Genomic DNA, 12996 nt, shown 5'->3' with positions numbered 1-12996 from the left:
GAGCAGATCACCAACCCCGAGTACTCCACCACCGCGTTCCTCAAGGGCCTGCGTCAGGTTGACGGCTGGCAGGACATGCCCCTGACCCAGGCCGCCCAGACCGTGCAGGTCTCGGCCTACCCGGACGCCTACGCCCAGTGGGAGCAGCAGGCCACCGACCTGGTTGGCCAGCACTGGAACAGCTGACCCACCGCACGACCCGACCGACTGGCCGGCACCCGAACCCGGGTGCCGGCCATCGGCATATCCAGCCCCCGCCCACTGACCTGGCCGCCATCCAAGCTGGGTGCCGGCCAGCGGCGTACCCGGCCATCGCTCACTGACCTGGCCGCCACCCGGAGTTGGGTGCCGGCTAGCGGCATAACCAGCCCCGCCGAGTGACCGGCTGACCCCTCACATCCACGGGCGCAGCCCGCCGAACGGCATTGTCGGCCCGTGTGACGGTGAATCTTGGACAGTTTCCGTTCGGCCCTAACGGAAACTGTCCAAGATTCACTGACGCGACGTAGCGGAGCGGCGTGGTCGGCGCGGAGTGATCCGATGGGCCGGCGGGTACGTACCTCCCGGCGGGGACCGGCGGAAGGGCATAGGCATGGCCGCAGTGGGTGACGGCATCGAGCACCAGGCAGAACACGATCCGGGGCAGCAACCAACTAACCCGGCGGCGCCGCACCCGGCGGCGCCGCACCCGGCCGCAGATCAGCCGGAGCGCGCGGGCCGCCCGGCCCGGCCCGGCTCCGGGCCGGGGCACCGGTCGGAGGCGGAGCCGAGACCAGTGGGTGCCGAAGCGACACCGGGGCGCTGGTCGGTCGGTGCTCGGCTGCTGGTGGCCGCCGCGGCGGTGATGCTGGTTCTCGGCGCCGCGGCGGTGGTGGTCATCGTCGCCGACCCCTACCGCCTCGGCCAGGCATACTCCGGCGCACCCGACGGCGCCCGGCCCGACGGCGCCCGGCCCGACGGCGCCCGGCCCGACGGCGCCCGGTCCGACCGCGCCCCGTCCGACGGCGCCCGGTCCGACGGCGCCCGGCCGGGTGCGGCTGCGGCTGCGGCTGCCGAGCAGACGATGACGACGCCGCTGGCGGGGCGGCAGAAGGCCACCTTCGTACTGGCGGACGGGTTGTCATCGTTCGACCTTCGGGTGGCCGACCTGGGCGACGACCTCTACCGGATCAGCAGCCCGGCCGACTCGGGTGTGGCCGTCCGTCCAGTGGTGCAGGGTGAGACCGTCCGGCTCGGCGTGGTGGCCACCGGCACGTCCGAGAAGCGGGCCGCGCGGGTGCTGCTCAGCGAGCGGGTCGCCTGGCGTCTGCACCTGGAGGGCGGGGTGGGCGAACAGGTGCTCGACCTGGCGCAGGCACGACTTCTGGGCGTGGATCTCGTCGGCGGCTCCGCCCGCACCGATCTCATCCTGCCGCCGATGAACGGCGGCACGACGACCGTGCGGCTGACCGGTGGAGTCAACCAGTTCGACATCCGGGTGCCGGGCACACCACCGGTGCGGGTGCGGGTGGGAGCGGGGGCCGGTTCGGTCGCGGTCCGCGACGAGCGCTGGGCCGGGGTCGCCGCTGGCGCGCTGTTGAGTACGCCGGGGTGGGACCGCTCAACCGACCGGCTCTTCCTTGACCTGGTGGCAGGCGCCGGCACCGTGACGGTGACCGAGTCCCGGTGACCGGCCCACGACTAGGACGCCGACCAGGTTCGTCGGGCGTCGAGCCGGCGACCTCGGGTGCTGGCCGGGGCCGTCGGCGTCGGGCCGGCGACGTCGGGTGTGGGGTCGGGGCCGTCGGGCAGCGGCCAGGAGCGGGCAGCGGCCAAGAGCGGGCAGCGGCCAGGAGCGGGCAGCGGCCAGAGACGGAGACGCGGGCCGGTGTCGCCGGGGAGTGAGCCGGGCGCCGGGCGGTCGGGTAGGACGCCGACCAACCCACCCGCGACGTGCTGGGTCGGAGGTTCACCCCTGGCGGGAAGCGCCGCAGCCCGGGGAGGGCGCGAGCGTACAGTCGGGCGGTGGAGCGTACCGAATCGATGCCGGCACAGACCCGACCGCCCGGCGTGGCCGACGTCGATCCCGGCAGCGTGCTGCTGCCGGGCCACGATGTGCCACTGGGGCGGTACACGACCGTTCGGCGGTTGTTGCCGCAGCGGCCTCGGCGGATGGTCGGCGCGTGGTGCTTCGTGGACCATTTTGGCCCGGACGACGTGGCGCAGCGGCCCGGCATGGAGGTGCCACCGCACCCGCACATGGGCCTGCAGACGGTGACCTGGCTGCTCGACGGCGAGATCATTCACCGGGACAGCCTCGGCAACGTCCAGGCGATCCGGCCCGGCCAGCTGAACGTGATGACCTCCGGGCACGGCATCGCCCACTCGGAGCGGTCGCCGGCCACGCACCCGCCGGTCATGCACGGTGTGCAGCTCTGGGTGGCGCTGCCGGACCCGGCGCGGGCCGGCGCCGCGGACTTCGCGCACCACGCCGACCTGCCACGCTGGCGGGAGGGCGACGTGGACGCGACCCTGCTGGTCGGCGAGTTCGCCGGCCAGCGGTCCCCGGCGGTGGTGCACACCCCGCTGGTGGGCGTGCAGCTTGAGCTGGGCGGGGCGGCGCCGACCACGCTGCCGTTGCGGCCCGATTTCGAGTACGCCCTGCTGGCGATGTCCGGCTCCGCCGAGGCCGCCGGGGTGGGTTTCGAGCCAGGCGCGTTGCTCTACCTGGGTTCGGGTCGACGCGAGGTGACCGTGCGCGGCGGGGCGGGTGCCCGGCTGTTGCTGCTGGGGGGTACGCCGTTCGAGGAGCCGCTGGTCATGTGGTGGAACTTCGTGTGCCGCTCGCACGAGGAGGTCGCCGCCGCTCGGGAGGACTGGATGGCCGGCCGGCGTTTCGGCGTGGTGGCCGACGATGCGGCGTCGCCACTGCCGGCGCCCGCCCTGCCCACCACCCGGCTCAAGGCCCGCGACCGCACCGGCGGCCTGCACGGCTGACCGGCCCGCGGCGCCGGACCGGCGCCAGGGCTGGGGCAGGCCGGGGTCGGCGGTTGGCCGACGGTGGCGTGGGTAGTCGCCGGCATGGCGACCACTCTGATCACGCCTGTCGAGGACCGCAAACGCCTGGCCCGCCGGCTGGCCGGCAGTGGACGAGGCTTCGCCGAGCAGTACGGCTTCCGCGTGACCAACAATCCGGCGAGCCTGTTCCAGGTGCTCTACCTCGCGGTACTGCTCGCCCGCCGGGGTGACTTTCGTCGGGCGCTGGACGGCGCGCGGGCGCTGCGCGACGAGGGGTGGGACAGCGCCGCCCGGCTGGCCCGGTCGCTGCACCAGGACCGGGTGCGGGTGCTGCGCGACAGTGGTCAGCGCGGTGACGTCGACGCGTTGGCCGACGTGCTGGGCGATCTGGCCCGGACGGTCGTCGAGCGGTACCGGGGCGACCTGCGCCGGTTGCGCGCGGTCGCGCACCACGAGCCGGCTGCCGAGCGTGCGCTCCTCGCCGACCTGCCCGGGGTGGACGACCAGGTCGTCGACCTGTTTCTGCGCGAGGCGCAGGCGCTGTGGCGGGAGGTCGCCCCGGTGGCGGACCGGCGGGCGCTGGCGGCGGCCCGACGGCTCGGGCTGGGCCGCTCGGCGGATGACCTGGCCGGCTTGGCCAGCGGCGAGTCGGAGCGGCTGGCGTGGCTGGTGGGAGCGCTGGCCCGGGTCGATCTGGAGCACCGGTACGCGGAACTGTCCGGCCGTCCCTGACGTGCCCTGGCCCACACTTCGGCCAAAACTGACCGTACGGGGGATGGTCTGTCGTATGGTTGTACCCGGCGGTGCTGGCCGCTCGGTTCGAGCGGGCATCCACCGCCGGGTGACCGCGACCGGTTCGGACGCGGTTCACCGCCTGGGCAGGTTTGCGTGGCGCCCCCGGTCGCGGTTCGCGGCCAAGGGGCGCCCGCCTGTCCCGGCGAGCCGCCGCCCGTGACGCAGCCGGGCACGAGCGGCCCGTGACGCAGCCGGGCGCGAGCGCTCAGTGCGCCAGCCCCGCCAGCAGGTTCACCGTGACGCCGATGACGAACGCGCCGAACAGGTACGACAACAACGCGTGCCGCAGCACCGTCCGGCGCATCTCGTTGCTGGTCAGGTTGGTGTCGGAGACCTGGAACGTCGTCCCGACGGTGAACGCCACGTACGCGAAGTCCGAGTAGCGGGGCGGCTCGCTCTGGTTGAAGTTCACCCCGCCGTCCGGGCCCGTGTAGTAGATCCGGGCGTAGCGGGCGGTGAAGACGGTGTGGACGACCAGCCAGGACAGCACCACGCTGAGGACGCCCAGCACGCCGTACAGGTCGCGGTGTACGCCGGGTGGCGCGGCGTGCGCGCTGGCGAGGACCAGCCCGACGGCCAGCAGGCTGGCGAGGCACGCGATGAGCAGCACCACGTCCCGGGTGGCCCGGTTGGGGTCCTCGTACACGGCGAGGCGGGCGGTGCGGGTGGCGTCCATCGGCCAGAGTTTGCGCCACACCAGCACCAGCCAGCTCAGCGCGGCGACGTCCCAGCCGGCCAGCGGGGCGAGCGACGGCGACAGCGCCAGGGCGAAAACGCCGCCGACGATGACGCCGACCACCGCCACAACGACGAGTTGCACCGCCGCCGGGGTGTGCCCGTCCGGCGGGCGGGACAGCGGGCCGGTGCCAGTCATCCGCGCCGTCCGCGCGTTACGACGGACGCCACCACCGCCGGGTCAGATGCCGCGCAGATGCTGCGACACCCGGTTGTGCTTCTTGTCCCGGGCCTGCGCGGCGCGTTGCGAGGGGCTCACCTCGGGGGCGGCCTCGATGCCGGCGGACCGGGCCACCTCGGTGCCGTTGGCGTAGTCGACGGGCGGCAGGGCGCGCAGTGCCTTGAGCACGTCCGGCGGGGCGCCCTCCCGTTCGGCCTCGCGGACCACGTCGTTCTTCTCGGCCGGGTAGTCCAGGCTCGACAGGTACTGCAGGACGTCCGCGTAGCTCGCCATGTCTGGGGCTCCCTCGGGGCATCGATGTGGTCACGACCGGCGGCGGTTACCCGCCCGCCGCCTCGTCACGCCCGGGTCGGCGGAGGAAATCGCCCGGGTCGCCGCAGGAAATCCGGCGCCGTTTCCACCACGGCACCGCGGGTACCCGCAGGCGGCGCCGACAAGCCCGAGGGAGTACGCGATGCAATACGACACCTTCGTCGACCTGGTTTCCCAGCGCACCCGGACGTCGTCCGAGCAGGCGGTCGAGCTGACCCGGGCCGTGCTGGAGACGTTCGCCGAGCGGCTGACCGGCGGTGAGGTGCTGGACCTGGCCGCGCAGCTTCCGCAGCCGCTGCAACTGGTGCTCAAGCCCAGCCCGAGCACCGAGCAGGCGGACCGGTTCGGAGCGGCCGAGTTCGTGGCGCGGGTCGCGCTGCGCGCGCAGGTGCAGGAGCCGGCCGCGCGGGACGCCGTCCGGGCGGTGTTCACCACCCTGCGCGAGGCGATCACCGGCGGGGAGTTCGACGACGTGGCGACCCAGTTGCCGCGCGACTACCGGGGCCTCGTGGAGCAGGCGATGGCGCCGGGTGCGACGCTGCGCCGCGCCTGACGGTGGAACCTCCGACCGGGGACGCACAGCGGTTGGCCAGGGCAACGATCGACGTCCGGCTTGGCGTGTCGGTCGGCCCTGGCCTAACCTTGTCGTGCGAGGGGAGTACTTCCCACGAACCATTCCGGTCAGTACGGCACGCCCGGCGTGCCTCGGGTGGTTGCCCATCTCCGATGGGTGAAGGAGACCTCGAACATGACACGGTGTTCGAGGAGACCCCATGACCGAATTGTCATACCTGGCCGCAGCGAGTGACCTGTCGTCGGTGGGCACGCCCACGCTCTGGGCGCTGACCATCGCCGGCGTGGTGCTGCTGCTGGTGCTGGACTTCCTGGTGACGCGCAAGCCGCACGAGGTGTCCATGCGGGAGGCGATCGGTTGGTCGGCGTTCTACGTCGCGCTGCCGCTCGCGTTCGGCGGCTGGGTGTGGTCCCGTTACGGCTCCGAGCAGGGCGTGCAGTACCTGACCGGTTACCTCGTCGAGAAGTCCCTCTCGGTCGACAACCTCTTCGTCTTCATGCTGCTGCTGGCCGCGTTCGCGGTGCCGGCCGTGCTCGCCCAGCGGGTGCTGCTCTACGGCATCGCCGGCGCTCTGGTGCTGCGGGCGGTCTTCATCGCCCTGGGCGCGGCGGCCCTGCAGACCCTCGACTTCGCGTTCCTGCTCTTCGCGATCATCCTCATCGCCACCGCGGTGAAGCTGCTGCGCGACGCCCTCTCCGGGCATCAGCAGGAAGTCGACATCAACAAGATGCGCTCGGTGAAGCTGCTGCGCAAGATCATGCCGGTGGTCGACGAGTACCACGGCACCCGGATGACCGTGCGGCAGGGCGCGAAGCGGGCACTCACGCCGTTCGCCCTGGTGGTGGTCGCAGTGCTGGCCACCGACGTGGTCTTCGCCGTCGACTCGGTGCCGGCGGTGTACGGCATCACCGAGGACCCGTACCTGGTCTTCGCCACCAACGCGTTCGCCCTGCTCGGCCTGCGGGCGCTCTACTTCGTCCTGCACGCGGCGCTGAGCCGGCTGGTGCACCTCAGCTACGGCCTGGCGATCATCCTGGCGTTCATCGGCCTCAAGCTGGGTCTGCACTGGGCGCACGGCATCTGGGCCGGCGTGCCGCAGATCCCCACCCTGGCCTCGCTCGGCGTGATCATCGGCGTGCTGGTGGTGGTGACCCTGACCAGCCTTCGCGCCACCCGGGGCGGCACGCCCGAGCAGCGCGAGGTCGTCACGGAGCGGCACTGACCGCGCCGCGCCGGGTCGACGAGGGCGTACGCGGGAAAGCTCCCGCCCCGGCCGGCCCGGGTGGTACGACTGTGCAATGGGAATCGTGTCACCGGGCTTTCAGGGCCGGCCCCGCTCACAGGAGCCGGCCCTGCCACCCGGTCAGTACCTGACCGAGGACTTTCCGGTGCTGTCGGCCGGCCCGACACCCCGGGTCTCCCTGGACACCTGGGAGTTCGTCATCGCCGCCGAGAACGGCACCGAGTACCGGTGGTCGTGGCAGGAGCTGATGGCGCTTCCGCAGGAGACCGCGATGGTCGACATCCACTGCGTCACCCACTGGTCGAAGCTCGGCACCACCTGGCAGGGCGTCTCCCTGGACACCCTGCTCGACGGCGTGGACACCAGCGCGCACTTCGCGCTCGCCCACTCGTACGGCGGGTACACCACCAACCTGCCGCTGGACGACCTGCGCGGCGGCCGGGCCTGGGTGGCGCACACCTTCGACGGCGCGCCGCTGCCGGCCGAGCACGGCGGCCCGGCGCGGCTGCTGGTGCCGCACCTGTACTTCTGGAAGTCCGCCAAGTGGGTGCGCGGCATCCGACTCAAGACAATGGACGAACCGGGGTTCTGGGAGACGGCCGGTTACCACGACTACGGCGACCCGTGGCGCGAACAGCGGTACCAGGGTGACTGAGCGGGCCGTGGCGACGGGCACCCCGGCCCGGGCGCCGATCAAGTGGCAGGTGGCGCGGCTGGTGGAGCGCCGCGTCGAGACGGCGACGGCGGAGACGCTGATCCTGGAGGTGCCGGACTGGTCGGGGCACCTGCCCGGGCAGCACGTCGACGTGCGGTTGACCGCCCCGGACGGCTACCAGACCGCCCGGTCGTACTCGATCGCCGGGCCGGTCGTGGACGGCCCCGGCGGCCCGCGCATCGAGGTGACCGTCCAGCGGGTGCCCGACGGCGAGGTGTCGCCGTACCTCATCGATGTCTTCGGTCCCGGCGACCCGGTGGAGGTCCGCGGACCGCTCGGCGGCTGGTTCATCTGGCGATCGGAGGACACCGCGCCGGTGCAGCTGGTCGCGGGCGGCTCCGGCATCGTGCCGCTGATGGCGATGATCCGGGCGCGGCGGGCGATCGGCAGCAAGGTGCCGTTCCGGCTGATCTACTCGGTGCGCACCGCGGAGGACGTGATCTACGCCGACGAGCTGCGTCGCCGGGTCCGCGACGACTTCGGCCTCGACGTGGCGTACGTCTACACCCGCGAGGCGCCCGACGGCTGGCGCGGCGAGCCGCACCGGATCGGCCTGGCCGACGTGAACACCCACGGCTGGCCGCCGGACCTGGAACCGCTCACCTACGTGTGCGGCCCGACCGGGTTCGTGGAGGCCGTGGCCGATCTGCTGGTCGGGCTGGGCCACCCGTCGCGGCGGATCAAGACCGAACGCTTCGGCCCCACCGGCTGAGAGCCCGCCCGCCGACTGCCCCGCCCGCCGCCTGTCCGGCCCGCCAACTGTCCCGCCCGCCGACGCAACGTCGAGGAGATCCGATGACCGAGATGTCGTACCTGGACGGCAACATGCTCGACGGCCCGATGCGCGAGCTGTTCGCCGTCGACCTGAGCACCGCGATGGGCCGCTGTGAGAACTGCGGGACGACCGGCTCGATGGCCAGCCTGCACGTCTACTCGCACGCCCCGGGCATGGTCGCGCGCTGCCCGTCCTGCGAGTCGGTGATGGTGCGCCTGGTCCGCGCGCCGGACCGGGCCTGGCTGGACATGCGCGGTGTCACCTACCTCCAGGTGCCGATGCCGATGGAGCAGCCGCTTCCCGAGCCGCTCTGACCGTTCGCTCGGCGCTCGCGCCGCTGGGGCAGACTGGCCGGATGGGTACCGGTCGATGGCGTGGCGTTCCACTGCGGGCCCGGCTGGTCGTGTCGGCGGCCGTTCTGGTCTTCGCCTACGGCACCGTCGTGCACGTGCTCCAGGTGTTCGTCCCCGGGCTCCGACCGCCGCTCGCCCTGCCCGGGTGGCTCGCGGTCTACTTCGGGTCCCTGACCCTGTGGGATCCGTTGGCGGCGCTGTTGCTGGCGGCTCGCCGTCCGGCGGGGCTCGCGCTGGGCTGCGCCGTGCTGGTGACGGACGCCGCCGCGAACGGGTACGCCAACGACGTGCTCGACCCCGCCGGTGGGCGTCACCCCGGGCCGGATCGGGCAGGCCGTCATCACCGCCCTCGCCGTCGCCCTCGTCGCGCTCACCCCGTGGCTGGCCCGGTGGTTCGCCCGGCCCGCGACGCAGCGCCACTGAGGGGAGCCGCTACGGCGTTTCCGGATCCGCCTCGGCGAGGACGGCGATAGGACGGCGACCAGGGGGCCGGCCCAGGTCAGGGGCGCCGCGCAGACGAACCCGTCGGCGTACCGCCCGACGCGCCGCAGTGCCGGCGCGGCGAACCCTCCGATCAGGATCGGTGGCCCCCCGAGCGTGGTGGGGCGGGGCCCGGAAACTCGGGTGCGGCCGACCGGGCCCGTCCGTAGGCTTCCGAACTCCGGCCCGTCCGGGCCGCCCCGTCCCCGGATCGGAGATGAGCGCAGCGATGGCCAGCCACCTCTTCGCGGTGTGTTTCGGCGCGAACGAACCCCTCGGTGTCGCGCGGTTCTGGTCCGAGATCCTGGGTCGGGAGCTGGTCGACGACCCCCGCGACGGCGTCCTCGTGCTGCCCGACGACAAGACCGGTTTCCGGCTGCGTTTTCCGCGGGTCCCGGAGCCGAAGGTCCTGCAGAACCGGGCACACCTCGAGCTGACCAGCGACTCGCTGGAACACCAACGGCGGACGGTGGCCAGAGCGCTGGCGCTGGGCGCGCGGCACACCGACGTCGGCCAGCGTCCGGAAGAGAGTCACGTGGTGCTCGCCGATCCCGAGGGCAACGAGTTCTGCGTCCTCGGACCGGGTAACACGTTCCTCGCTGGCTGCGGTTTCCTCGGTGACGTCTCCTGCGACGGCTCGCAGGCCGTCGGCTACTTCTGGAGCGCGGCGCTCGGGTGGCCGCTGGTCTGGGACCAGGACGAGGAGACCGCCATCCAGTCACCCCTGGGCGGCCCGAAGATCGCCTGGGGTGGTCCACCGTTGATGCCGAAGGGGGACCGGGATCGGGTGACGTTCGACCTCGCCGTCGACGACGGCGACGACCCGCAGCCGGAGGTCGACCGCCTGCTCTCCCTCGGCGCCACAGTGGTCGGCGCCGACGCCGACGGCGCGGTCGTGCTGACCGACCCCGACGGCACCGAGTTCCGGCTGCTGACGCGCCGCTAGCGCGGCCGGGGGCGGCCAAGGCGCGTGCCACCCGGTGGCACGCGCCGCGCGGATGACGAGGGTGTGGGTCAGCTCGGCGTGAGGAGGCAGAACTCGTTGCCCTCCGGGTCGGCGAGGACCTTCCACGGCACGTCGCCGTCGCCCAGGTCGACGGCGGTGGCGCCGAGAGACCGCAGTCTGGCCGCCTCGGCCTCCAGGTCGTCACCCGGATAGGGGCGGACGTCGAGATGGACGCGGTTCCACACCGTCTTCACGTCGGGAGTGCGGAGAAACTGCAGATAGGGGCCCACGCCCTTGGCCGAGCGCAGCACCGCGCTGTCCTCGGTCACCTTGTGCACGGTCCAGTCCATGGCCTCGCCCCAGAAACGGGCCATGACCCGCGGATCCGCGCAGTCGACAACCACCGAGGCGATCGGTCCGGTGTCGTCGTAGAGCGAGTCCAGCACGCAGAACTCGTTGCCCTCCGGGTCGGCCATGACCGTCCACGGCACGTCGCCCTGGCCCACGTCGGCGAGCGTCGCGCCGAGACCCTTCAGTCGCGCCACCACCTCCGCCTGGTGGGCCGCCGAGGTGGTGGCCAGGTCGACGTGCACGCGGTTCTTCACCGTCTTGGGTTCCGGGGAGACGACGATGTCGACGCAGACGGCGACGGGATCGGGGTAGACGAAGCCCTCGGGTTCGAGGTTGGTGACACCCGGGCCCTCGCTGGAGATTCCCCAGCCGAGCGCTTTTGCCCAGAAACCGCCCAGGGCGGAGTCGTCCCGAGCCTTCATGTTGATCTGTACCAGCCGCGTTGCCATGCCGACGATGCTATGCGGACGCGCGGCCGGTGCGAACGACCGCCGAGATCGTCGCGCCACACGCGGTGCTGCCCCGGGAGAGCACCGACGTCCCGACGCGCTGATCGCAGGAGCGGGTGGCGGGCCGGTTGGACAACGGCCGCGCCGGTCGGTCAGAGTGGTCCGCCGTGAGATACCTGCGCAGCGGTGGTCCCGCCGCCATCCGGCGACCCCGACCCGCCGACGTCGACGAGTTCGTGGCGGCCGCCCTGCGCAGCCGGGACCTGCACCACCCGTGGCTGGCCGCGCCGGCGACCCCGCAGGAGTACGACCGCTACCTGCGCCGCATCCGTCGCCGGGACAGCGCCGGCTACCTGATCTGCGACCGGGCCAGCGGCGCGATCGCCGGCTACGTGAACATCAGCGGCATCGTGCTGGGCGCGCTGCGCGGCGGTTACCTGGGGTACGCGGCGTTCGAGCCGTACAGCGGCACCGGGCACGCCTCGACGGGCGTCGCGCTGGTGATCGACCACGCGTTCACGACAGCCGGGCTGCACCGCCTGGAGGCGAACATCCAGCCGGGCAACGAACCGTCGCGGCGGGTGGCCCGGAAGCTCGGCTTCCGCCTGGAGGGCTTCTCCCCGGACTACCTGTTCATCGACGGCGCGTGGCGCGACCACGAACGCTGGGCCATAACCGCCCCCACCCCACCTCTCACCCCCACCCCGCCTCCCGCGTGATCAAGAGGTTCGCGTCACCGACACCGGCGTGTCGTGACGCAAACCTCTTGATCAACGGGACGGGACGGCGGGGGCGGCGGGAGGGCGGGGAAGGGGGAGGGGTGGGCGGTCAGCTGCCGGGGCGGGGGAAGGCTACCGGGCTGCGGAGGCCGGCTCGGTTGACCGCGCGGATGCCGAAGAAGACGTTGTCCTTGGACAGGTCGATGCTGACCTCGGCTACGTCGCCGACCGGGATCACCCGCTGCCACTCGGCGGCCGTGGTCTCGCGCCACACCACCTCGTAGCCGGCCAGGCCCGGCTCGTCGCCGCGCTGCCAGCGCAGGGTCGTGTTGTTGGTCAGGTCGGTGGTCACGATGATGGCGCCCTTGGGCGTGCCGGGCGCCTGGGCCAGTGACCACAGCGCCGCGCCGTTGACCCTCGCCACCCGGGCGATGTACCCGAAGTCGCAGAACTCGGGCAGGTCACCGAACTGCTGGCCGTCCTGCACGCGGACGTCCTGGTGCTGGTGGGCGAAGTCCTCGTTCGGCTCGGTGAACCGCGCCGCCGGCCAGCCCTCCCGCAGGAACGAGATGTGGTCGCTGCCGCGCAGGTAGCGGTCCCGCCGGTAGATCACCCGCACCCGCATGCCTGTCGCGTCGTTCTCCGCCACGTCGCGTACGAACCGGGCGAGCTGCCGCGACGGTGAGTCGTTCTCGCCGCCGACGGACTGCCGGGTGGTGGCCTCCGCCGGTGTCTCGGCGGTCGGCACCCCCTCGGCGAACAGTCGCACCGCGTACGGGTCGCGGGTGCCGTCGTCGGCGGTGCCGCTGCCCACGATGTCGTCGCTGAACATGCCCTGCACGTCCGCGCCGGCGGCCTTGAGCTGCGCGGCCAGGTACGCCGAGCCGTACAGGCCCTGCTCCTCGGCGGCGACCGCGGCGAAGACGACAGTGGCGGCCGTGGGCCGGGTGGCCATCAGTCGGGCCAGCTCCAGCACCACGGCCACGCCGGACGCGTCGTCGTCGGCGCCGGGCGCGTCGCTGACGGCGTCCATCACGTCGGTGGCCCGGGAGTCGTAGTGGCCGGTCACGACGTAGGTGCGGTTTGGCGAGGTCACACCGCGCAGGGTGGCCACCACGTTGGTGATCCGGGTGGCGGTGGGGATCCGCGAGGCGGGCTGCTGCACGTACGACTGGAGTTCGACGGTCATCCGGCCGCCGGAGGTGGCCGCGTACTCCTGGAGGCGGGCGTGGATCCAGTCCCGGGCGGCGCCGATGCCCCGCTCGGGGTCGTCCTGGCTGGAGGCGGTCACCGAGTCGTGCAACACCGGCTTCGCGCAGCTCGGCGTACGGCTCGGCGCCGACAAGGTCAAGGAGAAGGCCCGGCAGTTCG

13 protein-coding genes and 2 pseudogenes are annotated in these 12996 nt (G+C 72.8%); 11 read left to right on the top strand and 4 right to left on the bottom strand.

Translation table 11 applies throughout. The annotated features are described in order from the left end of the window. The 4 genes and pseudogenes from ABZU53_RS31145 to ABZU53_RS31130 all read left to right on the top strand — a co-directional run. Window positions 1-186 (top strand): annotated as a pseudogene (locus ABZU53_RS31145) (hypothetical protein); the annotation flags it as partial. A gap of 406 nt (window positions 187-592) precedes the next feature. After that, window positions 593-1669 carry a hypothetical protein gene (locus ABZU53_RS31140; RefSeq protein WP_355069140.1) on the top strand — a complete coding sequence of 359 codons (1077 nt, stop codon included), beginning with the start codon at window positions 593-595 and terminating at the stop codon, window positions 1667-1669. Window positions 1670-2004: 335 nt separating this feature from the next. Then, window positions 2005-2976, top strand: a complete 972-nt coding sequence (locus ABZU53_RS31135) for a pirin family protein (RefSeq protein ID WP_355069139.1) — start codon at window positions 2005-2007, stop codon at window positions 2974-2976. A gap of 84 nt (window positions 2977-3060) precedes the next feature. Then, window positions 3061-3729: a hypothetical protein gene (locus ABZU53_RS31130; protein ID WP_355069137.1), complete on the top strand. Its 669-nt coding sequence runs from the start codon at window positions 3061-3063 to the stop codon at window positions 3727-3729. 268 nt (window positions 3730-3997) lie between these two features. On the opposite strand, the gene ABZU53_RS31125 is transcribed toward ABZU53_RS31130, so the two are convergent. Next, window positions 3998-4666, bottom strand: a complete 669-nt coding sequence (locus ABZU53_RS31125) for a DUF1345 domain-containing protein (protein ID WP_355069135.1) — start codon at window positions 4664-4666, stop codon at window positions 3998-4000. A 42-nt stretch (window positions 4667-4708) separates the two neighbouring features. Then, a complete protein-coding gene (locus ABZU53_RS31120) occupies window positions 4709-4981 on the bottom strand; it encodes a DUF2795 domain-containing protein (protein ID WP_354862647.1) in 273 nt (90 codons plus the stop codon). A 181-nt stretch (window positions 4982-5162) separates the two neighbouring features. Between ABZU53_RS31120 and ABZU53_RS31115 the strand changes: the two genes are divergently transcribed. From ABZU53_RS31115 to ABZU53_RS31090, 6 genes are all read left to right on the top strand, one after another. Then, window positions 5163-5573, top strand: coding sequence for a DUF2267 domain-containing protein (locus ABZU53_RS31115; protein ID WP_354862649.1), 411 nt, complete (start codon window positions 5163-5165; stop codon window positions 5571-5573). 220 nt (window positions 5574-5793) lie between these two features. Continuing rightward, the gene (locus ABZU53_RS31110) at window positions 5794-6816 is read left to right on the top strand and encodes a TerC/Alx family metal homeostasis membrane protein (protein WP_355069134.1); all 1023 of its coding nucleotides are present in this window, start codon (window positions 5794-5796) and stop codon (window positions 6814-6816) included. 76 nt (window positions 6817-6892) lie between these two features. Beyond that, window positions 6893-7492 carry a sulfite oxidase-like oxidoreductase gene (locus tag ABZU53_RS31105; protein WP_355069132.1) on the top strand — a complete coding sequence of 200 codons (600 nt, stop codon included), beginning with the start codon at window positions 6893-6895 and terminating at the stop codon, window positions 7490-7492. Window positions 7493-7499: 7 nt separating this feature from the next. Then, window positions 7500-8264, top strand: a complete 765-nt coding sequence (locus tag ABZU53_RS31100; RefSeq protein WP_355069142.1) for a ferredoxin reductase — start codon at window positions 7500-7502, stop codon at window positions 8262-8264. Window positions 8265-8347: 83 nt separating this feature from the next. Further along, entirely contained in the window at window positions 8348-8641 is a 294-nt protein-coding gene (locus tag ABZU53_RS31095) for a DUF6510 family protein (protein WP_354862654.1), read from the top strand. A gap of 748 nt (window positions 8642-9389) precedes the next feature. After that, entirely contained in the window at window positions 9390-10106 is a 717-nt protein-coding gene (locus ABZU53_RS31090) for a VOC family protein (RefSeq protein ID WP_354862661.1), read from the top strand. Between the two features lie 68 nt (window positions 10107-10174). Here ABZU53_RS31090 and ABZU53_RS31085 read toward each other — a convergent pair whose 3' ends face one another. Beyond that, entirely contained in the window at window positions 10175-10906 is a 732-nt protein-coding gene (locus tag ABZU53_RS31085; RefSeq protein ID WP_354862657.1) for a VOC family protein, read from the bottom strand. A gap of 167 nt (window positions 10907-11073) precedes the next feature. On the opposite strand from ABZU53_RS31085, the gene ABZU53_RS31080 reads away from it, so the two are divergent. Further along, entirely contained in the window at window positions 11074-11625 is a 552-nt protein-coding gene (locus ABZU53_RS31080) for a GNAT family protein (RefSeq protein WP_354862659.1), read from the top strand. A 109-nt stretch (window positions 11626-11734) separates the two neighbouring features. On the opposite strand, the pseudogene ABZU53_RS31075 reads toward ABZU53_RS31080, so the two are convergent. Beyond that, a pseudogene (locus tag ABZU53_RS31075) lies at window positions 11735-12913 on the bottom strand (M20/M25/M40 family metallo-hydrolase); the annotation flags it as partial. Window positions 12914-12996 lie beyond the last annotated feature (83 nt).

The organism is Micromonospora sp. NPDC005194 (genome assembly GCF_040608335.1).
In the GTDB taxonomy this organism is placed as follows: Bacteria; Actinomycetota; Actinomycetes; order Mycobacteriales; family Micromonosporaceae; genus Micromonospora.
This window is presented reverse-complemented; position numbering and strand designations above follow the sequence as displayed.